Raw genomic sequence first — 23006 nt, forward strand, 5'->3', positions numbered from 1 at the left:
TCCTGTAATCGTTTTTTCCGAATAATACCTGTTGATTTCGCTTAAAGCGACGATATATCTCTGATCCAGCACAAGGACTTATCGAAAAATGCGACGGCAGAAATCAGCACGGGCCTTGCCTTGTTTAGCCATGGTTTTTGTTACAGCCACTATGCTGTTAAGCTGAAATAATCACAGGGAGAGATACGGCATGTCCATTCAGGAAATAACCCGTTGGGTAAGCGAACTGATTAACCAGCATCACTATTGGGCTGCCCCCATTGTCTTCTTACTGGCGTTTGGCGAATCACTGGCGTTCCTTTCCCTGCTACTCCCTGCCACCGTTATTTTGCTGGCACTGGGAGCCTTGCTGGCAGACAGCGTGGTGCCATTCTGGTGGTTATGGGCAGCGGCCAGTGCGGGAGCATGGCTGGGCGACAGCGTTTCATACTGGCTGGGGTATCACTTTAAAGACAGGGTAACAAAGTGGTGGCCACTTTCACGCAAGCCATGGTTACTGGCGCGCGGCCACGCTTTCTTCGAACGCTGGGGCACATTGAGTATTTTCTTTGGCCGCTTTTTTGGGCCATTACGCGCCATTGTGCCGCTGGTAGGAGGTATTTGCGCCATGCCACGCCTGCCATTCCAGGTGGCAAACCTGGCATCGGCCTGCGTGTGGGCATTTGCCATGCTGGCCCCCGGTGCTTTTGCCATGCCCTGGTTAATGGCCTGGCTCGATTAACGGCGATTGCGGTGCCACCACTATTCCCCGGTTTTGCACATTAAACACGACCCGTTCCGGGTGGTTAACTGACACCAGGTATTCCAGTGGAATGCCCAACCCATCGCTAATGGTGCCCCGATACACCAGTGACGGGCTGTCCGGTGGAACCTGCAGCAACGTATGTTCCTCTTCATTCATGCGGCCAACCTGCACTGAGCCATTGTCTGATGCCGCATGCAGGTGATAAAACTCAGCCAATAATTTGTACAACGAACCTTGTTGTTCGAGCATATGCCCTGTCATTCCTGGCACTCTGTTCCCTGGTAAATAGCTAGTTTCAAGGCAAAATGGCTCATCATCCGCGAGCCGTAAACGCTTGATAACCACAACAGGGTCACCAGGCTGAATTTGTAACCACCGCGCAATACGTGTACTGGCCGGAGCATGCTGGAAATACAGGAGCTGGCTCCCGGCTTTCGCTCCATTCATTTCGGTTATCTGCCCAATACCTTGCTCTACAGGTGTAGTAAGTGGCCGGGCAATTGTAGCCTGGCGCAGCCATGTACCCTGATTACCTCTGCGCTCAAGAATCCCCCCCTCAACCAGCTCAGCCAGGATCTTGCGTAGTGTCATTCGGCTAACACCTAATAACGCCACCAATTCACGCTCAGGAGGAATTTGATCCCCATTGGTAAATTCTGGGGTATTCAGGTATGACAGCAATGTTTTTTTCGCCTCAATATAGGCTTTGCGTGGCCGACGCTTCCCACTTGCCAAATCACTCATGGTATAAATTACCCGTTATTCAGACCGCCACCGGTTTAGTTTTATCATTTTATAATCAGTACGTTAATCGACAACCTATTTTCTCTCCCATCAGCAAAAATATACCATAACATCATAATATAAATATATATTTCCATTTCAGATAAAATTTTATTGCACAAGAAAGAAACAGTGAGTATATATTTTATGGTCTTTTTTATGGTCAACTTAAGGAATCATCATGAAGCGCGTACTGTCTGTGTTGTGCCTGAGTGTTGCCTGTTGCATTGCGTCCCCAGGTTGGGGGGCAGAAGAAGTACTGCGCCTGGGGACTGACCCAACATTTCCCCCGTTTGAATCCAAAACATCAACTGGTGCGCTTACCGGTTTTGACATCGATTTGGGAAACGCCATTTGTGCCCAAATGCAGGTGAAGTGCCAGTGGGTGGAAAACAGCTTTGATGGGCTGATTCCGGCACTGAAAGCCCGTAAATTCGATGCCATCCTGTCCTCACTTTCTATTACTGATGAACGCAAAAAAGCTATTGCCTTCAGCAATAAGCTTTTTAACACCCCGGCATACCTGGTTGCGGGGAAAAATAATGATCTGCTCCCTACGGCCGCGAGCCTGAAAGGAAAACGTATTGGTGTACAGCAGGGTTCAGTATTCGAAGTCTACGCCCAAAGGCACTGGCGTGATGCCGGAGTCGAGTTGGTCTCCTACCCCAGTGCCGAAGCCGTTTACGCCGACCTGGTTGCAGGGCGCATTGACGGAACGCTGGATGATGCAACTGTCGTTACAGAAGCTTTGCTAACTAAGCCTCAGGGCAAAAATTTCGAACTAAAAGGTGACCAGGTAAAAGACCCTGCAATATTTGGCCCTGGAACGGGAATCGGATTGCGCAAAGAAGATACAGGGCATCTGGCGCGAATAAACGCAGCAATCGCGGCAATTCGGGCAAATGGCACTTACGACAAACTGGCAAAAAAATATTTTAGTTTCAATGTATATGGCGAGTAATAAATGAATACCACCACGCTGATTACCGACTTACTGCACTCTCATTTCAGTGCGACCTTACCGTTAAAACACATTGTTCTGGTGGCCTGTGGCGGGTCACTGGTCGATATGTATCCGGCTCATTACTTTTTAAACCGTGAGGCCCGTGAACTGCGCAGTTATATGATGACAGCCAATGAGTTTGTCTGTGCCCCCCCCAGGACTCTGGGCCCGCAAACACTAACTATCGTCTGCTCACATGGTGGGAACACGCCGGAATCTGTAGCAGCAGCACAGTTGGCACAACAAAATGGCAGTGCCACAATTTGCCTTACGCATAATTCTGATGCATCACTGTTACAAGCAGCAACGCGCCACATTCTTTATGAATGGGGTGACACCAGCCAGGTCGTTAATAACCCGATGGCTATCATCCTTAGTCTGTGTGTCAATGCACTCAATCACACTGAAGGTTATGCCAGTAACTCCGCTTTTCACCACGGTATGAGCATGATAGATGCACTGATTAGCCGTGCTCGCCAGAAAATAACTGCTCGCGTTGAAGATTTTGCCCGGCGCTTTGCTGATGAATCGTTATTTTATGTCCTGTCGAGTGGTGCATCCTATGGGCACGCCTATGGTTTTGCTATCTGCTCATTGATGGAAATGCAATGGCTTAACGCCGCCAGTATCCATAGCGGTGAATATTTCCATGGTCCCTTCGAAGTCACCGATCACTCCACACCATGGATTGTGCTGGTTAACGAGGGGCTTACTCGCCCATTGGATGAGCGTGTGGTGCGGTTTCTGGCACACCACGCAGAGAAAACCGAAATTGTTGATGCCCGCGAACTGGGGCTTGGGGCAATAGACGCCAGTGTAGTGGACTACTTTAACCCCATACTGTTCTACAGTGTGATGTGTGATTACCGGGCGTCACTGGCAACAATTCGCCAGCACCCACTGGAAACACGCAGGTATATGGGCAAAATCGAATACTGAGGGCAGAATGAAAGTACTGGGATTGGGCGATAATGTTATTGACCGCTATCAACATACCGGCCTCGGTTACCCGGGAGGTAATGCGCTGAATTTCAGCGTGTTTGCCCATGAACTCTATGCTGATACGGCCTATTTGGGTATTTTTGGTGATGATGCGGCAGCAGCACATATTCGCCAGATATTGGCAAACCGGCAGATCCAAACCCGCCACTGCCTTGATGTCCCAGGTGAGAGTGGCTTTGCCACCCTCACTATTCAGAATGGCGACCGGGTATTTTTGGGCTCGAACGCCGGGGGAGTACGCCAGCGCACTCCCATGGATTTCATCCTGCAACATCAGCCCTGGCTTAGTGAGTTTTCTCTGATACACAGTGCAGCTTACAGCTATACCGAACACCTGTTACCACAACTGGCCCGCCTTCCCGGCTTGCTCAGTTATGACTTTTCAGATGACTTTACCCCAGACAACGCACTGGCCTGTTGCCAGTGGCTGGACTATGCCTTCTTTTCCTGCTCTGAACGCTCATTAAGTGAAACCCGTGAGTTGCTGGCCGAAGCGCACCATAAAGGTGGGGCCATTACCGTGGCAACCCGTGGCGAGGAAGGCGCGTTATTATTCGATGGTGAAACATGGCTGTTCCAGCACCCGACGCCGATTACAGCGGTAGATACTCTGGGTGCCGGGGATGGTTTTATTACTGCGTTCTTGCTGGCGCACCTGAGCGGGAAAAACCTGGTAACCAGCTTACAAGCAGGCGCTGATTTTGCTGCACAGGTTTGCACTACAGATGGCGCATTTGGGGAACCCATACAATTGGCACTGCTATAAAATGTGTTGAGTGAGAATGTGTTGCGCGCGCCAGAAAGCGCGCGATTCTGACCTTGCCCATCCACCCGGATGGGCCTTTTTATCTGCCAGAATTAATGGCGGTGTGCCCCGGCTGCGATGCTTGCGATATCCGCCGGTGTGGTACGGCAACAGCCACCAATTAACCGGGCACCGCTTGCCAGCCAGTCTGGTAAATAGTGAGCCAGTTGGTGGCAGGCTTCACCACTGTGATGCCAGGTTTTGGTCACTGCGTCGTATTGTTCGCCTGAATTGGGGTACACCACCAGTGGCAACGCAGTCAGCTCATGAAGCGTAGTTAACGCAGCCGTGGTTTTCTCCAGCGCAATGCAGTTCACTCCCACCGCAATAACCTGCGGGTAATCGTTCAGGAAGCTCACCACTGTTGCCAGCGGCGTACCATCACTCAAGTGCTCACTGTCACGCAGCGTAAATGAGAACCAGGCGGGCAGCGCAGGAAACTCCTCTGCCAGTAATCCAACTAATGCCTGGGTTTCAGCAAAAGAAGGCTGGGTTTCACAGGCCAGCAGATCAACACCACCTTCAACCAAAGCCGCAATACGCGGGCGGTGAAAGTCCTGGAACTCCACAACTGTACGCTGGTAATCACCACGGTACTCAGAACCGTCTGCCAGAAAAGCGCCATAGGGGCCAACAGAACCGGCCACCAGTAACGCCGGGGAGCCGGAGTGTTCTGCCAGGTAATCCTCACGCGCCTGGCAGGCGAGGCGTGCACTTTGGGTAATTAATTCCAGAGACTGACCATGGCTGATGCCACGAGCAGCAAACCCGGCAGGTGTTGCCTGGTAACTGGCTGTAATGGCAACCTGTGCCCCGGCACGGAAATAATCCAGGTGGACCTGGTAAATCAGTTGTGGGTTTTCCAGTAGAACTTTCGCCGACCAGAGGCTGTCTGCCAGGTTGCATCCCCGGCTTTCCAGTTCCGTTGCCATTGCGCCGTCCAGCACTAAAAAAGAGCTGTGTTGCAACGCGTGTTGTACGGGATCAATCAGTGACATGTTCCACCTCCGGTTGGTTACGTTTTGCCAAATACTGTGTGAGGTAATAAACGCCGTAGCACAGGGCAACAAACGGCAGCCCGCACCATAATGCAATGCGCTGCTCCGGGTCAAACGCCAGGCCAACACAAGCTAACAGACACAAAACAAACCCTAACACCGGTGTCACCGGGAACCAGGGAGCGCGGTAATGTAATTCACTTAACGCCCGCCCGGCGGCAATATGCTGGCGGCGGAACACATAATGCGCAGCACAAATACTCAGCCACACTGCCACCACAGCAAACCCGGAAATCGCCGAAAGTGCCACGTACACGGTGTCGGGAGCCACCACGCTGGAAAACAACGCCAGCACACCGCCCAGCATACTGACAGATAATGCAGTGAGCGGAACACCACGGCGGGTCAGGCGAGAGAAACAGGCCGGTAGCGTGCGTTCACGGGACAACGACCACAGCATGCGCCCGGAGGCATACAACCCGGAATTAGCGGCAGAGAGAATCGCCGTGAGGATGACGAAGTTAAAGATATCCGCAGCCCCCGGTATTCCGACTTTCTCAAACACCAGCACAAACGGGCTTTTCACCACACCAGCCTGGTCCGCAGGGATCAATGCCGCCAGCACAAAAACAGTACCAATAAAAAAGATGATCAACCGGGCAATTGTAGTGCGAATGGCAACCGGAATCACTTTTTGCGGGTTTTCTGTTTCACCTGCTGCAATACCAATTAACTCGGTACCGGAAAACGCGAAGTTCACCGCAACCATCGTCATCAAAATGGGCAAACCACCATGAGGGAACCAGCCACTGTCGGTAATATTGTGCAGCAACGGAGCCGGTGAACCGTCTTTCATTGGCAGAAAACCGAAGATGGCCGCCGCACCCAGCACAATAAACGCCACAATGGTGATAACTTTAATAATTGAGAACCAGAACTCCCCTTCGGCAAAGAAGCGGGTAGATACCACGTTCAGGCCGAAGATCAGCACACAGAAAACCAGGCACCACACCCAGACTGGCACCTGTGGGAACCAGTACTGCATACAAAAACCGGCCGCGGTAAAACTCGACCCTAATGCAACAGTCCAGGTAAGCCAGTACAGCCAGGCGACAGTATACCCCGTTGCCGGGCCAAGGTAGCGTGCTGAGTACACATGGAATGCCCCCGTTTCCGGCATGGCGACAGAAAGCTCACCCAGGCACTGCATCACCAGCCAGACAACCAGTGCGCCTATCAAATACGCCAGTAACGTGCCCAGAGCACCGGTAGTGGAAATAATATAGCCCGTGTTAAAAAACAGCCCGGTACCAATCACGCCCCCTAAAGAGAGCATAATCAGGTGGCGGGTTTTCATGGTGCGCTTAAGCTGCCCTTCTTCCTGCTGCCGGGCTGCGTGCGATGTGGTGGAGTCCTGCATATTACCTTCTGAACGTATAGACGTCTAAACTTCCGAATGGCATCTGTTATACCGTTATGGCGGGTAAAATGCAAAAAACAATTTACAAAACAATACAGAAGGCAGGGAGTTTGGCCAGGCGCCCATTCAATAGTCCCATAAGTTTTACCAGAGTGCACTGGCATGCATACCAGTGCACTTAACAGGTTACCCAGGTCTTCGCGCGCGTTACTGCACTTTTTTCAGTAACGCGGCAGCCACAGCTTCTGAACTTGCAGGGTTCTGGCCAGTAATCAGGTTGCCATCTTCCACAACATACGGCATCCAGTCCGGGCCTTTAGAATAATGAGCACCCGCTGCGATAAACTCATCTTCAATCAGAAAAGGAACCACATGAGTTAATTCAACAGCGTCTTCTTCACTATTAGTAAAGCCGGTGACATTACGCCCTTTAATCAGCAACTCACCCTGGTTATTTTTCACATGGCGCAATACACCTGGTGCGTGGCACACAAACGCAACTGGCTTCCCGGCACGGTTGAACGACTCAATCAGTTCAATGGATGTGCTGGATTCAGCCAGATCCCATAACGGCCCGTGACCGCCTGGATAAAACACGGTGTCAAAATCCTCTTGCGATACCGTCTCCAGTTTGACTGTATTCGCCAGCGCATTCTGGGCAACTTTATCGGTTTTGAAACGTGCCGTTAGCGCAGTCTGGAAGTCAGGCAAATCACTTTTTGGATCCAGCGGCGGCTGGCCTCCAGCAGGTGAAGCCAGTACCACTTCAGCGCCTGCATCCTTAAAGACATAATAAGGGGCAGCAAATTCTTCCAGCCAAAACCCGGTTTTCTTACCCGTGTTGCCTAATGCGGAATGTGAAGTCAGAACCATTAAAATTTTCATGTTTACTCCTGAATATGGACAGTACAGATGGTTTAATTTTTTAGAAATGCTTCGGCGGCAATTACCTTGTCCTGGTAAGGTGCGCGAAGACGAAGATTAGAGTGCCCGGCACTCTCCTGAACAACGACCGGTTTGGCATGGCTGAAACGCCGGAAACCATGCACACCGTGATAAGCGCCAGTACCAGATGCCCCCACTCCACCAAATGGCAGGCTGTCTATAGATGCATGGGTCATCACATCGTTGATAACCAGAGCACCAGACGTTGTGTGTAACCGCAGCTGTTTCTGGCGTTCAGCATCATGGCCAAAGTAATACACTGCCAGTGGACGCGGGCCTGCATTGATATAACGGATAGCCTCACTGACATCGGCAGCATAAGTTTTCACCGGGAGCAGTGGGCCGAAAATCTCCTCCTGCATCACCAGCATCTCTTCCGTTACATCAAGAATAATATGGGGTGCGATTTTCCTGCTCTGGTTATCGAAAGCAGGCTCATTACCCGGTGCCAGGCTAATTACCCGGGCACCTTTGCTCCGCGCATCTTCAAGCAAGTTCAAAAGACGTAAGAAATGCCGTTCGTTAATGACAGAGGTGTAGTCTTCATTGCTTTGCAGTGTCGGGAAAGTTTTGCCAACAAATGCCTGTGCTGCCGCCACAAATGCTGATTCCAGCTGTTCCGGGAGCAACACATAATCCGGCGAGATACAAATTTGCCCGGCATTGAATGTTTTTATGGTTAACGTGCGTTCGGCTGCAACAACAGGGTCGGCATCAACGTCAACCACCACAGGAGACTTGCCGCCCAACTCCAGTGTGACAGGCACCAGGTTCTCTGCCGCGGCGCGCATCACATGGCGGCCAACAGCCGTGCTACCGGTAAAGACCAGGTGGTCGAAGGGCAAACGGCTGAATGCCTGCCCGGTATCCGCATCGCCCAGGACCACAGTTAACTCATTTGGCGAAAAATAACGGGGCACTAATTCTGCAAGCAGTTCCGACGTTCTGGGGGTTAGCTCAGACGGTTTCAGCATGGCGGTATTACCTGCGGCGAAAACACCGGCAAGTGGGCCAAAAGCCAGGTTAATTGGGAAATTCCACGGGCTGATTATCCCAACAACGCCTAATGGTTGCGGCTCGGTCCATGCCTGCATGCCATCAACAGGAACCGCGGCAACCTCAGGTTGCATCCACTGCTCCAGGTTATCGGCGGAATGGGTAAGCATATTGATTGTGGTTATCAGGTCTGCCGCCATAGTCTGGTACCCACTGCGGTGGCCAAAATCGTCGCTGATGGCTGTTGTCAGCCTGGCATAGTTTTCACGTATCAGGTTGGCGCTGCGCATTAACCGGTCACGTCGTACCTGGGCAGTAGCAGGCCCGTGTTGCAGATGAAACGCCTTCATGCTGCGAAGAATGGCCGACAAATCCTGGAGTTGTTGTTGAGGCGTCATGTTAGTTACCTGTCCCGTCGTCTTGATTATTGATTGCGGTCAGCTTAAAGATTCTGGCGTTCAGGTGGTAACAACGCTATTTTCACAGGGGTATAAATAAATTTATGGGTGAGCTGTGTCTTTAATACGATTGCGTACATTTATGGAAGTTTACCGCCAGCACTCCATTTCTGCGGCGGCCCGCGCACTGAACCTGACACAACCTGCTGTGTCGCAACATATCAGTGGGCTGGAAGTCGCAATAGGCAGGCCGTTGTTTGAACGGCAATCTCAGGGCGTTGTCCCGACAGCAACCGCTGACGACTTAGCGGCAGATATCGGCGATAAACTCGACGCCGCAGAGTCGGCACTGGCCTCTGCCAGGGCGCGCTCTATGGATGTCTCCGGTACATTACAAATTATTGGCCACTCAGACTTTGTGGCTGAAAAGCTGGCAGACGTTCTCCTGCCATTACTCCAGAGTGGGATCCGGGTACATCTGCATACCGGGGATGGTCCGATGGTTACGCAAATGGTGTTAGAAGGGCACTGTGACCTGGGTATCACCGCACACCCGGTTACCGATACACGCTTAAAAAGCGAAGTCATTTTCACAGACCAAATTATTGCTGTCGCTTCGCCAGAGATTGCCGCCCGCCTGAACCAAAGCAACAACTTTGCTCACGACTTACTCAAGGAACCGCTTCTGGCTTACAACCTTGAGTTGTCGCTGATTAAAGAGTGGCTGGATAAAAATAAGATCCCCTGTTCAGCCCTGCTCCCTGCTGTAGTGGGAAAAGATTTACGCGGGCAACGCACTCTGCTGTGCAAAGGTTTCGGCTGGACAGCCATGCCCGGCTTTTTATGCCGCGCCGAGATTTCACAAGGGAAACTCAGCCAGTTGGTGGCACCAGTCAGTAACACAGAGATTCGCTATAGCCTGATCTGGCTACCCAGTGCATTACGCAAACCACGCCTGGCGCACGCCCGGCAAACGCTGCTACAAATAGTAAACGGCCACGAGTGAAATCACTCGCCGTGGCAGGCAGGTAGCCAGTACCACCAGCCAATGCAGGTTTACGCAATTTGTGCCAGAAAGCCGGGCACAAATGGTATTATCACAGCAATGTACTAAACCTGCCCACAGGCACAAACTTAACCTCCGGGGACAACCAATGAACCAGGCCATTCCGCTCAAGTTTTATGACATCACAGATGAGTATTCGACAGAAACTGAACAGGCAGTCAGCGAGGCTGAACGCGACGCGCTGGCGCACTATTTCCAGTTGCTGATTACCCGTTTAATGAATAACGAAGAAATTAGCGAACAGGCTCAGGCAGACATGGCAACCGAAGCCGGTATTAATGCACAACGTATTGATGAAATTGCCAATTTCCTCAACCAATGGGGTAATGAATAACAAACTATAAAACATGCTGCACAGGCTATCCCCCCTGTGCAGTTATCCTGTTCAGGCCAAAGAGCCAGCCACAAAACCCTATTAATTCTTTATCTGGCCTGGGAAAGTACCACATAGCCAGATAACGAATTCACACACTTCCAACCCATCCGGGCTGCGTTACTTCTACTTCTGCTTGTCGCTGCATCCATGGCTGTGCAGTGCAACAGGATTTGATATTTATCAACAACCCACCGCAATTCTTTTTCTGACGCTGGACATCCTGCGCCATCATTCTTATAAACACAATTGATTATCATTTGCATTTATTCTTTTGCAAATGAACACATAGCAAAAAGATGAAATATCAATATGTTGAAAAATAACTCAGTTCTGGATCTTACCCCCTGGTTTGCCCGGGCAGGCGGGCAACCATTTGAAGACCGGAGTGCAACCATGCCCTGGCGCGGTTCTGCACCGGTCGCCAAAGAGAAAGTACATGAAAGCTGGCAACGCCTGATAAACCACCCTGCACCGCCACGTAAGCGGCTGGTTTATCTGCATATTCCTTTCTGTGCAACACACTGTACCTTCTGTGGCTTTTACCAGAACCGTTACAATGAACAGCTCTGTGCTCACTACACCGAGCGCTTATTGCAGGAAATTGAGCAGGAAGCAGACAGCGCATTGTGTCAGTCGGCACCTGTTCATGGCGTTTACTTTGGAGGAGGCACACCTTCTGCACTGGCTGCGGGTGATCTGGCACGTATCATTACCACCCTGCGTGAGCGGTTACCGCTGGCACCAGATTGTGAAATTACCATTGAAGGGCGGGTACTGAATTTCGATGATAATCGAATAGACGCTTGTCTGGATGCCGGTGCAAACCGTTTTTCCATTGGGATTCAGTCTTTTAACAGTAAAATTCGCAAAAAAATGGCTCGTACTGCCAGTGGCCCGGAAGCCGTTGCCTTTATGGAAAACCTTGTTCGCCGGGATAAGGCCGCTATTGTCTGTGACTTAATGTTCGGCCTGCCCGGGCAGGATGCTGATAACTGGGGGCAAGACCTGGCTATAGCCCGGGATATCGGGCTGGATGGTGTTGACCTCTATGCGCTTAACCTGTTTGCCGATACCCCGCTGGGCAAAGCAGTTGCCAATGGGCGCACTCAGGTAGCATCGCCTGCAGAGCGACGCGATCGTTACCTACAGGGTTGTGATTTTATGCAACAGGCTGGCTGGCGCTGTATCAGCAACAGCCACTGGGCAGGCACTCCCCGGGAGCGCAATATCTACAACCTGCTGATAAAACAGGGCGCAGATTGTCTGGCATTTGGTGCCGGGGCTGGTGGCTCGGTGAACGGCTGGTCATGGATGAACCAGCGCAATCTGGATGCCTGGCATGGCATGGTTGCAGCCCACGCAAAGCCAGTCATGGTGATGATGCGCCCAATGGAAGCCAGTTACCAATGGCGGCATCAGCTCCAGGCTGCAGTAGAAACCGCACGTATCCCGCTGCCAGAACTGACGGCTCACGCCAGTGAACTGGCACCATTATTACAACAGTGGCATCTCGCCGGGCTAACGCAGGATGCCTCAACCTGCATCCGGCTCACAAACGAAGGGCGTTTTTGGGCAAGCAATATCCTGCAAGCACTACAGGCTCTCCTCCCACAGTTAAATACCCAAGCAACAGCCAATGAACAACCCGCACGGAGTGGTTTATGAGTCTCAATACATTAACGCAGTTTCTGGCAACTCAGCCGGAAGGCACACTGGAGTCCATTGCCAGCCAGTACAACACATCGCTCAGGGAGGTTATCAGCCATCTTCCCGGCGCGGTTATCGTACCTGGCAGCCATTTTGATAATATCTGGTCACAAGCTGGTGAATGGGGCACCGTTACCCTGCTGGTACATACCGAAGATGTTATTCTTGAATTTTCAGGGGTTCTGCCTTCAGGATTTCACCGCCATGGGTATTTTAACCTGCGCGGCAAACAAGGTGTTTCAGGGCATATTCGGGCTGATAATTGCCACCACATAGCCTTTGTTGAACGCCGTTTTATGGGTATGGATACAGCCTCAATCCTGTTTCTCAATAGTACGGGAAACGCGATGTTCAAAATCTTTATTGGCCGGGACGAGCACAAACAGCTATTAACCGCCCAGCTCAATGCCTTTCGTACCCTGGCCCAGGCACTGAATGCCTGAAACCTGAAAACCACATTTCTGTTGTTCAATAGTACCCGACGACACTCACTGTAGCCGGGTACTGCTCTGTTATGTAAGTCTTTTCCACCGAAGCTCCCACAGCACCACGATGCAACCAACCGCAATGAGAATAATCCAATTACTGTATTGCATATGATAATCATAATTATTATCATTCACAAAAAATAACAATACGCGCGAATATTCAGACTGGCCCTTACCCATTGGCGGGGTTACTGGAAGGAAGGCGTGAGCCGGATACTAATAAATGCTAAGGCTTACAAAACATTATGTATAAATCGCAATTTTTTCCGCACAGTTTCCGGAAAAGCATGCTGGCGACATCGCTACTCGCAGCGCTGTACCACACCTCTGTTCTGGCAGCAGACACCGGTACAGCTACAACCAACGCCACAGAGACAAAACAAGATACCGCTGAAAAAATAGTAGTAACCGCTCCCGCGCCGGCGCAAAAAGCGGGCAGCACTCATTCCGTCAGTGCTCAGGAATTGCAGAATAAAGGCGCAAATGACTTTGGCTCTGTAATGCGCTATGAACCCTTAATCAGCGCAACAGGTGCCAGTGGTGGTTCCGGTAATGGTAAAAGCGGTTTCGACCGCGGCGGCTATACTGGCTACAACATTCGGGGTCTGGAGAGTAACCGTGTTGGTATCGATGTGGACGGGATCCCCCAACCTGATGCCACCGGGCGCAGTTATGTTAGCCGCGCCGGGCTGAATACCTTTGGCATTGGCCGCGACTATATCGACCCTTACATGTACGGCAGTGTCGATATTGAATCCGGAGCAACAGCAACCGACCAGGCGAATACCTCAATTGGGGGAAATGTCTCCTTCCGGCCAAAATCCGCAGATGATTACCTGCATCCTGGCAAAGAAACCTATTTCGGTTACCAAAGTGATTATGACTCAGCAGACCGGAGCTGGCACAACGGGATAACCAGCGCCGCAGGGGATGACAACCTGCGTGGTGTGTTTGTTTACAGCCGCCGCGATGGGCAAGAAACACGCAATAACAGCGGAACACTCAGTGCTTACCCGGCTAACTGGCATTCCGATGCCATGATGGCATCGGGAATTTGGCAACCCAACGACCAGCACAAATTTACCGGTACGCTGGATTACTACCATAAAACCAACCATACCCACTACGATGCCTGGAACAGCAGTGGCAGTTCCGTGATTGGCACCGCAGCCCAGACCAGCGAAACTCGCCGTTGGGGCCTCAGCCTGAAAGATGACTGGACACCAATGAATGACTGGCTGGACAGCATGTCCACCAAAGTTTATTACCAGCACACTGAAGCCCATGACAACACTTACATGCCAGACAGTGTCACCGCCACCATGGAGACGGTAAATTCCAACTATGATACCGACACATGGGGGATCCAGAACGCGCTGGCAAAAACCATTGGCCGCCACGACCTGAGTGCCGGATTTAATGCCAGCACCACGCAAACCAAACGCCCGTTCAGCCAGAATCCGTTGCCCAGTGTTTACAGTGAGATAATGCAACCTGAAGCCGACAGCCGTAGCTACACGCTGGGCGCGTTCATGCAGGATCAAATCAACTTCACTCCAGACGGGCACCATTTTGCCATTATTCCTGGCGTGCGCGTGGTTCATCAGTCAATCAAGCCAGAAAACCTCTCCAGCCTGACCAGCAACAGCACTGTGCTGGATGAATCAGAAGTGGCTGCTTTATATGGCAAAAACTCAGACACCCAGTTACTGCCGTCACTGACATTCCAGTACGACATCACTCCGCGCCTGATGACTTACCTGCAATATAAACGAGGTGCTGAGTTCCCGAACGCCAGCCAGTTGTACGGTTCATGGAATATGGGTTCCAGCTACGCAGGCAGCCAGCAATATGCACTGGTGGGGAATACTGATTTAAAAACTGAAACCAGTAATAACTTCGAACTGGGCCTGAAAGGCGAAGTGACTGAAGGCGTCACTCTGCATACTGCCATGTTCTATAACAGCTATAAAAACTTTATCGCTTATACCCGTTACACCCGCTCAGGTAATGCAGCCAAATTCACTAATGTGCCGTCCAACATCTATACCATTTACCAGGCTGAGAACCGCGATAAAGCTTATATATGGGGCGGGGAAATTAGCGCAAAAATTAACTATGGCACCTGGTTTGAGCAAGTGGATGGCCTGAGCACCACGCTGGCACTGGGTTACACCGAAGGGAAATCCAAATCCAGCTACCTGGGCGACAAATATGTAGACCTGGACAGCGTAGCGCCAATGAAAGCAGTGATTGGTGTGGCATGGGACGACCCGGCAAAACGTTACGGTACAGCCCTTACAGCCACTTTTGTGAAAGGCAAACGTGCAACGGCCACCAACCGGGAGTCTTACACCAACACCGGCTCAGCGATTACCAGCGCCAGCAGCGAATATATGCGGGTGCCGGGTTATGGCCTGCTGGACTGGACCGCGTGGTGGAAAGTGGCTGAGCACGTCAAAATCCGTGGCGGGGTCTATAACATCACAGACCGTAAATACTGGGATTACCTGAGCAGCAGAACCATTGAGGAATCAACCGCACAGGATGCTTACGACAAAGCATTAGCCGTGATGCCCGGGCGTACCTGGCAATTGGGCGTGAACGTGGATTTCTAATTCCATCACCATTATTTCAACTTTATTCGCAGGGGATCCTGCCCCCCCGGTATCGCTGCCGGGGGGTTTACTTTCACACAGAGAATAAAAATATGCCTGCATTACTGACACCCGATTTCGCTGCCATCTGGCAGGAATATCAGGCAATAAAAAGCCATGAGCCGGGCAAATATGCCCGGGATATCGCCAGTACGCTGTCTGTCAGCGAAGCTGAACTCGCCTGTGCCCGTGTGGGGCACGATGCCGTGCGCCTGTGTGGTGAAATCGCCGATATCATCGCAGCGCTGGAAACCGTTGGTGAAACAAAATGTATTTGCCGCAATACCTGGGCCGTTCACGAGCAACTGGGCAGTTTTACCAACCAGCGTATCGGTGAGCATGCCGGTTTAGTGCTTAACCCACGCGCTCTGGATTTACGCCTGTTTTTGAACCACTGGGCCAGTGTTTTCCTCCTGCGTGAACAGGGGCCGCACGGGGTACGCCAGAGTATTCAATTTTTTGATGCACAGGGCGATGCCATTTTAAAAGTCTGGGCCACGGCACAAACCCGCATGGTGGAATGGAGCGCACTGGTAGCCCGTTTTACAGCACCGGAACCCATGGCGTTGACCATCAGCGCAGCAGAAACCGCACAGTACGCACAACAAGCCGATGGCGTGGCGGTGGACCAGGAATGGCGTGCGCTCACAGATGTGCATCAGTTCTTTGGCCTGCTGAAAAAACACCGGGTTTCACGCCAGCAGGCTTTTCGTCTGGTGGGAAATGATCTCGCCTGCCAGGTCAGCAATACTGCCCTGCCCGCTCTGCTGGAAACCGTTTTACAGCAAGGGAACGAAATTATGATTTTTGTCGGTAACCGCGGGTGCGTACAAATTTTCACCGGGAAACTCGAAAAGCTGGCACCGATGAAAGGCTGGTTCAACATCTTCAATGAACGCTTCACGCTACACCTGGATAATGCCGCAATTGCAGAAAGCTGGGTTACGCGCAAACCCACCGCGGATGGGCATGTCACCAGTCTGGAGCTGTTTGCTGAAGATGGCACACAAATCGCGCAGTTGTATGGTCAGCGCAGTGAGGGTGAACCAGAACAGGCGCTGTGGCGTGAGCAAGTGGACGCACTGTGCAAGGCAGGAACTGTGGTATGAAAAAATATCTGTTGTTATTGATGGTTGTACCTTTTTGGGTGTTATCTGCCACTCCCCGGGTGATTACGCTGGGTGGAGACATTACCGAAATAGCCTGGGCTCTGGGTGTGCAGGCTGAACTGGTTGGGCGAGATACCACCAGCACCTGGCCTGAGGCGGCGAACAAACTGCCGGATGTCGGTTATGTCCGGCAGTTGAATACCGAAGGTATTTTGTCACTTCACCCAACGCTGGTGCTGGCAGGAAGCCAGGCACAACCGTCATCGGTCTTGAATACCGTCGCGGAAAACCATGTCAGGGTCGTCACTGTTCCCGGCGATAACACACTGTCTGCTATCGACCAGAAAATTGCCGTGGTAGCCGCCGCACTGGGGAAAACCGCTCCGGGCGAAAAATTACGCCAGCATCTGGCTGCTGAAATTGCCGCGCTGCCCACAACTCAGCTAAACAAACGGGTACTGTTTTTACTGAGCCACGGAGGTATGGGAACCCAGGTCGCAGGGCAGGAAACTGCGGCAGACAGCGCCATTCGTGCCGCTGGCCTGCAAAATTCTATGCAGGGTTTCACCCACTACCGCGGTCTGTCTCAGGAAGGGATTATTGCCAGCAAACCAGACTTAATTGTTATTTCCGCTGATGGACTGAAAAGCCTGGGGGGTGAAGCCGGTTTGTGGAAACTCCCGGGTCTGGCGGAAACCCCCGCAGGGCGCAATAAACAAGTGCTGTTCGTCGATGATATGGCACTACTCGGTTTCAGCCTGCGTACCCCGCAGGCACTGCTGGCGTTGCGCCATAAAGCGGAGCAACTCCCATGAACCAACGGGCTGTGACCTGGGCATTGTGGGGAATGGTATTGCTGCTGGTGGGGCTGACACTGTTTGCCACCACGCAGGGTGCAATGTCATTACCCTTAAGGCAGTTATGGCAACCAGGCGCTGGGGCTCTGCGCCAAATATGGCTGACCGTGCGCCTTCCGCGAGTGCTTCTGGCTTTACTCCTTGGTGCAGCACTGGCCGCCTCTGGCTGCGTGATGCAGGGGTTGTTTCGCAACCCGCTGGCCGACCCGGGGTTGTTGGGAATTAGCAGCGGTAGCGCGCTCGCTGTTGCCTGCTGGCTGGTTTTACCCCTGCCCGTTCCTGCCTGGATAGCACTATGGATGCCTGTCGTGGCAGCATTTATCGGTAGTCTGGCCGTTATGCTGGTCATTTTCCTCCTTAGCCAGGCTCAGGATAATGCGATGTCGCGTTTGCTGCTGGTCGGGCTTGCCATTAATGCACTGTGTGGCGCTGCAGTCGGCCTGTTGTCCTGGGTAAGCAGCGACTCGCAACTACGCCAACTTTCCCAGTGGGGCATGGGCAGTCTCGGGCAGGCACAATGGGCAAGTCTGACCGTAGCTGCCGTATTTATTGTGCCGTCGGCCATTGTTATCAGCCTGGCCCGTCGCCAACTGGACTTACTGCAACTGGGAGAAGAAGAAGCCCACTACCTGGGTGTCAATGTGCCGCAGTTGCAACGAATACTTCTGCTTTCCAGTGCGTTATTAGTGGCGGCCTCTGTGGCTGTCAGCGGCATTATTGGGTTTATTGGCCTGGTTATACCGCACTTGATACGAATGTGGCTGGGGCCGAACCACCGGGCTCTGGTGCCGGGTTCACTCCTTGCCGGGGCAATGCTGTTGCTGGTTGCCGATACGGCCGCCCGCACACTGGTGGCTCCGGCGGAAATGCCGGTTGGGCTGATTACCAGCCTGCTGGGAGCCCCCTGGTTTTTATGGCTTATTTTTCGCCAGAGGAGCATTGGCCGTGAGTGGTAGCTTAATTGCGAAAAACCTGCGCATACAGCGGGAAGCACGCTGGCTGGTGGATGATATTTCACTGGAACTCAGGCCCGGGGAACGCGTGGCATTAATCGGCCCGAACGGGGCGGGAAAATCGACACTATTGCGCCTGCTGACCGGTTATCTGCCGGCAGAACACGGAGAATTACTGTTAGCAGGCCAGCCGCTTTCTGGCTGGCCTGCACAAGCGCTTTCCCGCCAGCGGGCAGTTATGTTGCAACATACCCGGGGGCTGGCAAACTGGCCGGTGGCAGCGGTGGTGGCGATGGGGCGCGCGCCATGGGGGCCACTGCATGAACACAGCATAGTGCAGCAAGTGCTGGCGCTTACCGGTTGCGATACGTTTGCCAACCGGCTGTGTGGCACATTATCGGGTGGTGAACAACAGCGTGTGCAACTGGCTCGTTGCCTGGCACAACTGTGGAATAATGGTGCGCCACAAGGCTGGTTGTTCCTTGATGAACCGACGTCAGCCCTGGATCTACGCCATCAGCAGCACCTGATGCGCCTGCTGAAAACCCTCACTTCGGGGGCGAACTTGCATGTTTTCACGGTACTTCACGACCTGAACCTGGCTGCGTTGTGGGCCAGCAGGGTGTTGTTGATGCACCAGGGGAAGCTGGTCGCAGAGGGGAAACCAGAGGCTGTTATTCAGGCACCAATAATTAACCGCTGGTATGGCGCGGAGGTCCTGGTGGGTGAACATCCAAAAGAAGGTGCTCCGCAGGTATTTCTGTGTTCTTGACATCCTCCCCGCCCTGAAGGACGGGGTTTTACGGCGCATCTGATAAGCACTGTGCATTCAGGGTGGCAGTGCAAGTTTATCAGCCACACCACCTGTTACTTCAGCGCAATACGCACCACGCTGTCTTTACCCGGTGTTGAGTTATCCTGGTTAAACGGTTGTTTGAGCGTAACATACAAGGTGTTGCCATCCGGTGATACCAACAGGCTGTTCGGATTGGTATCGAATGACCAACTGTGCTTCACTGCATAAGTTGTGGCATCCAGTTGCAATACCTTCTTCGTTTCACGTTGGGAAATGTAGATTTCATTGCGCTGCGTATTGAATTTAATCCCCAGTGCATCACCCGGAATACGTTTAATTACCCGCCCAGTATGCTCATCAAAAACCAGCGTGGTTTTCCCCTGCGAATTATCGGTTACCAATAAACGCCCGGTAGCCGGGTCTTCCGCCATATTCAGGAAGAGATATTTGTTGCCATCGCCCGCTGTCCAGCGGTGCTCTATTTTGTGGGTTCGCGGGTTAATCACCAGAATCTCACCATCGCCGTTCGCTGCGTACACAACACCCATTGAAGGTGAGTAAAGCAAACCGGTTACCCACTTCCCGGCATGTTGAATAGTGCCAGCCAGTTTGAAAGTGCGTGTATCCACAATAGAAATAAAGCCCGGGTCCGCCACCCGGCTTACGTACAAATTATGCCCCTGCAATAACAATTCGCGCGCGCCCGGCAAATCGCCGTCTTTGTCTTTCTTCCCACCTAAATTTAACCGCTGCAACACCTTACCGCTGCGGGCATCAACTTTAGAAATAGTGCCATCAAGGGAGTTAGAGGTATAGAAAACAGCACCTGCGTTATCAGCCACCATGCCAAAGTTTTTCAGGTCGGTATGTGTTTCTCCTTCCGTGGCAAGCGTAACCGGGTTCAGGCGATAGATAACGCCGCCATTAACATTTTTAAAGCTCTGAGCACTGGCAACATATAACGCATCAGCCACTGGCGAATAAGCCATTTCATATAAGCCATCGCCCACTTCGCGCTGAGTAACAACTTGCAGGTTTACTGGCTTAGCAGCCACTGTGGGCGTGGGAGCCGCAGTTTTTTCAGGCTGATGCTGGCAGGCAGCAAGGGCAAGGGTGGCGGCAACCAGCGTGGCAATACCGCTTTTGGGCAAACTGCAAAACGATTTCATTCCAGGCTCCATTAATCAATGCCTGGTACTATTTGGCCCCAGGCAACACAGGAAAAAAGAGAATGAGAATCATACGCGTTAAAAAGCGATTAGCAAATATCCGGAAAAACAGACAGGCACTGTGTAGTGACAAATAACCACAGACCATTCTTACCTTACAGCCAGGCAGAAAAAATAAAATTTTCTTTTTTAAATTATATAGTTAACCAATAACAACGCCATTCAACCTCCCCGTTATTCCGATACAAAGAATTACATATTTATCATTAATATCTCTACGAATAATAAAGAAAATGATTATCATTTATTTTCTCATAATGAGCCTGCTATGTGCTCACCTACTCTGATGCAGCAAATCAAAAAGCTGCGCAGTGGCAATTTGCTTTTTGGACGGGGATATTATGTCTTTTAATCACAGGGAACCGGGAAAACCGGTTCTTCAACCCAGATACACGCTTTCTCTTCTCGCACTGGCAATTCATACACTGGTCAGCCCAACTCAGGCTATTGCGGCCGATGGCACCACAACCGACACAACCAGCAACGAACAAACCATGGTGGTGAATGCTACAACGAAGAAAGACACAGCTTCCCAGGAAAGCAAAGATTACCAGGTTAAAACTACGCGGGCTGGCACCAAACTGCTACTGACTCCGCGAGACGTTCCGCAGTCGCTCAGTGTGGTGACTCAGCAGCGCATGCAGGACCAGCAGTTGCAAACAGTTAATGACGTTCTGGGCAATACCACAGGTATCTCAGTTCAACAGGATGACAGCGAGCGCTCTTATTACTACTCCCGGGGTTTCCAAATCACGAATTTCACCTACGATGGCATTCCCACCAGCATGGGTGATGCCTGGAATTTTGGTGATGCCGCATCCGATACCGCTATTTATGACCGCATTGAAGTGGTGCGCGGGGCAACCGGGCTGATGACCGGGGCTGGCAGCCCGGCGGCTTCAGTCAACATGGTACGTAAACATGCCGACAGTAAAACATTCACCGGTAACCTCACCGCCAGCTATGGCAGTTGGAATAAACAACGTTATGTGGCTGATATCAGCACACCATTAAATGATTCCGGAACGATTCGTGGCCGTGTTATTGCGGGGTATCAGGATCAGGACAGCTGGCTGGATCGCTACCATAAAAACACCAAGTTTTTATATGGTGTACTCGACGCAGACCTGAATGACAGTACCACGCTGTCTCTGGCCTGGGATTACCAGGATGCAGACACCCGGGATCCTACCTGGGGTGGCAACCCCGTTTTCTACAGCAACAGCTCATTGACCCACTACCGGCGCAGCCTGAACTCTTCAGCAGACTGGACGTATTACCACACCACCGTTCGTAAAGTTTATGCCGACCTGACACATAACTTTGATAACGGGTGGTCCTTCCGCCTGAATGGCACCCATGCTGAAAATACCTTCAGTGATAAATTGCTGTATGTGGGTTACCTCTCCACTCCAAATGAGCAAACCGGGGAAGGTGCCGATGGTTTTGGCAGTATGGACCGGGGCAAACGAGAACAAACGTCTGTGGATGGTTATGCCAGTGGCCCATTCGAACTGTTCGGGCGGCAACACCAGCTAATGGCAGGCCTCACGTATAGCCGCCAGCATAATTCCACCTACAGCCGGGATGGGGTTACCGATGAAGACGCTTATGACATTGCAACCGGCGACATCGGTATTTTCAATAATAGCTGGAATGGCAACATCGCAGAACCGAACTGGAGCGACTGGTATGCAAACGCTAATGATGTCGTGCGGCAGAAATCCGCTTATACCGCAGCACGTTTTTCACTGGCCGACCCGTTATCGCTGATTGTAGGGGCCCGCTACACCCAGTACAGCACTATTGGCAGTAGTGGTGATATGAAAAAGAACAACACCACGCCTTATGCCGGTGTGGTGTATGACATTAACGACACCTGGTCTGCTTACGCCAGCTATACCTCGATTTTTCAGCCGCAAACTTACCGTGACACCAGTGGCCACTACCTGGCCCCGGTTACCGGGAAAAGTTACGAAACCGGGCTGAAATCCGCCTGGCTTGATGGCCGCCTGACTGCCACCATGGCTATTTTCCGCATTGAACAAAACAATGTCGGCCAGGAAGTCAGTGGCGCTTATGTGAATAACAGCAGTGAACAGGCTTATGTTGCTACGAAAGGCGCACGCAGCAAGGGCGCGGAATTTGAACTGAATGGGGCGCTTACCGATAACCTGCAAATGACGTTCGGCGCAACGCGTTATGTGGCCAGGGATTCCGATGGCCGTTATAACCCGGATCAACCCCAAACCAGCTTCAAACTGTTCGCCAGCTACAATCTTCCTGAGCTTCCTGCCCTTACGCTGGGCGGCGGCGTCAACTGGCAAAACAGAGTATTCGACGATGTCAGCGCACCAGATGGCACAACCAAACGCGTGTACCAGGGAAGCTACCCGCTGGCAAACCTGTTTGCCCGTTATCAGGTGACCAAACAAGTTTCTGTTCAGGGGAATATCAGCAACCTGTTTGACCGCAAATACTACACGTATATGAACAACTATGTGTATGGTGAGCCACGTAACATGTCGGTCAGTGTCACCTGGCAGTTCTGAATATTCGCTTTTTAAATAACCACAGCCTTGCAGATTCAGGGCTGTGGTCTGCCAGATTGTTGCCGTACTTCCGGGGAACTGGACACCGTTTTTTGATGTTCTGCCCAAAACTCCCGCGAAT

The 23006-nt window shown here is 51.9% G+C and carries 20 protein-coding genes; 14 read left to right on the top strand and 6 right to left on the bottom strand.

The genetic code is table 11. The features are described 5' to 3' along the window. Positions 1 to 190: 190 nt before the first annotated feature. A complete protein-coding gene (locus tag DES37_RS23140; RefSeq protein ID WP_110028026.1) occupies positions 191 to 721 on the top strand; it encodes a DedA family protein in 531 nt (176 codons plus the stop codon). On the opposite strand, the gene DES37_RS23145 is transcribed toward DES37_RS23140, so the two are convergent. Continuing rightward, positions 701 to 1489, bottom strand: a complete 789-nt coding sequence (locus DES37_RS23145) for a GntR family transcriptional regulator (protein ID WP_110028027.1) — start codon at positions 1487 to 1489, stop codon at positions 701 to 703. The two genes, DES37_RS23140 and DES37_RS23145, sit on opposite strands and share 21 nt — an antisense overlap. 220 nt (positions 1490 to 1709) lie before the next feature. On the opposite strand from DES37_RS23145, the gene DES37_RS23150 reads away from it, so the two are divergent. Genes DES37_RS23150 through DES37_RS23160 form a run of 3 tightly spaced genes read left to right on the top strand, consistent with a single transcriptional unit; the run spans position 1710 to position 4299 of the window. Beyond that, a complete protein-coding gene (locus DES37_RS23150) occupies positions 1710 to 2489 on the top strand; it encodes a lysine/arginine/ornithine ABC transporter substrate-binding protein (protein WP_036110263.1) in 780 nt (259 codons plus the stop codon). Positions 2490 to 2492: 3 nt separating this feature from the next. After that, on the top strand, positions 2493 to 3470 hold the full coding sequence (locus DES37_RS23155; RefSeq protein ID WP_110028028.1) for an SIS domain-containing protein: 978 nt from the start codon (positions 2493 to 2495) through the stop codon (positions 3468 to 3470). A gap of 7 nt (positions 3471 to 3477) precedes the next feature. After that, a complete protein-coding gene (locus tag DES37_RS23160) occupies positions 3478 to 4299 on the top strand; it encodes a PfkB family carbohydrate kinase (protein WP_110028029.1) in 822 nt (273 codons plus the stop codon). Positions 4300 to 4391: 92 nt separating this feature from the next. On the opposite strand, the gene mmuM is transcribed toward DES37_RS23160, so the two are convergent. From mmuM to DES37_RS23180, 4 genes are all read right to left on the bottom strand, one after another. Beyond that, on the bottom strand, positions 4392 to 5336 hold the full coding sequence (gene mmuM, locus DES37_RS23165) for a homocysteine S-methyltransferase (RefSeq protein WP_110028030.1): 945 nt from the start codon (positions 5334 to 5336) through the stop codon (positions 4392 to 4394). Next, positions 5323 to 6756: an S-methylmethionine permease gene (mmuP, locus tag DES37_RS23170; RefSeq protein ID WP_036110274.1), complete on the bottom strand. Its 1434-nt coding sequence runs from the start codon at positions 6754 to 6756 to the stop codon at positions 5323 to 5325. Before mmuP ends, mmuM begins: the two co-directional genes overlap by 14 nt. 207 nt (positions 6757 to 6963) lie before the next feature. After that, positions 6964 to 7641, bottom strand: a complete 678-nt coding sequence (locus DES37_RS23175) for a type 1 glutamine amidotransferase domain-containing protein (protein ID WP_036110277.1) — start codon at positions 7639 to 7641, stop codon at positions 6964 to 6966. A gap of 32 nt (positions 7642 to 7673) precedes the next feature. Next, on the bottom strand, positions 7674 to 9122 hold the full coding sequence (locus tag DES37_RS23180) for a coniferyl aldehyde dehydrogenase (protein WP_281271495.1): 1449 nt from the start codon (positions 9120 to 9122) through the stop codon (positions 7674 to 7676). An 88-nt stretch (positions 9123 to 9210) separates the two neighbouring features. Here DES37_RS23180 and DES37_RS23185 point away from each other — a divergent pair, with 88 nt between their 5' ends. The 9 genes from DES37_RS23185 (at position 9211) to DES37_RS23225 (ending at position 19080) form a co-directional block, all read left to right on the top strand. Further along, positions 9211 to 10101 carry a LysR family transcriptional regulator gene (locus DES37_RS23185; protein WP_110028032.1) on the top strand — a complete coding sequence of 297 codons (891 nt, stop codon included), beginning with the start codon at positions 9211 to 9213 and terminating at the stop codon, positions 10099 to 10101. A gap of 148 nt (positions 10102 to 10249) precedes the next feature. Further along, positions 10250 to 10495, top strand: a complete 246-nt coding sequence (locus DES37_RS23190) for a DUF2543 family protein (RefSeq protein ID WP_036110284.1) — start codon at positions 10250 to 10252, stop codon at positions 10493 to 10495. A 351-nt stretch (positions 10496 to 10846) separates the two neighbouring features. Then, positions 10847 to 12202, top strand: coding sequence for a heme anaerobic degradation radical SAM methyltransferase ChuW/HutW (gene hutW / locus DES37_RS23195; protein ID WP_425451735.1), 1356 nt, complete (start codon positions 10847 to 10849; stop codon positions 12200 to 12202). Next, a complete protein-coding gene (gene hutX, locus DES37_RS23200) occupies positions 12199 to 12687 on the top strand; it encodes a heme utilization cystosolic carrier protein HutX (protein ID WP_110028033.1) in 489 nt (162 codons plus the stop codon). Before hutW ends, hutX begins: the two co-directional genes overlap by 4 nt. 290 nt (positions 12688 to 12977) lie before the next feature. After that, positions 12978 to 15350 carry a TonB-dependent receptor domain-containing protein gene (locus DES37_RS23205; RefSeq protein WP_110028034.1) on the top strand — a complete coding sequence of 791 codons (2373 nt, stop codon included), beginning with the start codon at positions 12978 to 12980 and terminating at the stop codon, positions 15348 to 15350. A 92-nt stretch (positions 15351 to 15442) separates the two neighbouring features. After that, entirely contained in the window at positions 15443 to 16498 is a 1056-nt protein-coding gene (locus DES37_RS23210) for a hemin-degrading factor (protein ID WP_036110296.1), read from the top strand. Then, positions 16495 to 17313 (top strand): heme/hemin ABC transporter substrate-binding protein, encoded by an 819-nt coding sequence (locus DES37_RS23215; protein ID WP_110028035.1) that lies wholly within the window; start codon positions 16495 to 16497, stop codon positions 17311 to 17313. Before DES37_RS23210 ends, DES37_RS23215 begins: the two co-directional genes overlap by 4 nt. Continuing rightward, positions 17310 to 18311, top strand: a complete 1002-nt coding sequence (locus tag DES37_RS23220) for a FecCD family ABC transporter permease (protein WP_110028036.1) — start codon at positions 17310 to 17312, stop codon at positions 18309 to 18311. The genes DES37_RS23215 and DES37_RS23220 overlap by 4 nt, the downstream gene beginning before the upstream one ends. Continuing rightward, positions 18301 to 19080, top strand: coding sequence for a heme ABC transporter ATP-binding protein (locus DES37_RS23225; protein ID WP_110028037.1), 780 nt, complete (start codon positions 18301 to 18303; stop codon positions 19078 to 19080). The genes DES37_RS23220 and DES37_RS23225 overlap by 11 nt, the downstream gene beginning before the upstream one ends. Positions 19081 to 19175: 95 nt before the next feature. Here the strand turns inward: DES37_RS23225 and DES37_RS23230 are convergent, their stop codons facing one another. Then, complete coding sequence (locus tag DES37_RS23230; protein WP_110028038.1) at positions 19176 to 20273, bottom strand: YncE family protein; 1098 nt, start codon at positions 20271 to 20273, stop codon at positions 19176 to 19178. Positions 20274 to 20674: 401 nt separating this feature from the next. Here DES37_RS23230 and fhuE point away from each other — a divergent pair, with 401 nt between their 5' ends. Continuing rightward, on the top strand, positions 20675 to 22885 hold the full coding sequence (fhuE, locus tag DES37_RS23235; protein ID WP_110028039.1) for a ferric-rhodotorulic acid/ferric-coprogen receptor FhuE: 2211 nt from the start codon (positions 20675 to 20677) through the stop codon (positions 22883 to 22885). Positions 22886 to 23006 lie beyond the last annotated feature (121 nt).

The organism is Mangrovibacter plantisponsor, assembly GCF_003182475.1.
GTDB lineage: Bacteria > Pseudomonadota > Gammaproteobacteria > Enterobacterales > Enterobacteriaceae > Mangrovibacter > Mangrovibacter plantisponsor.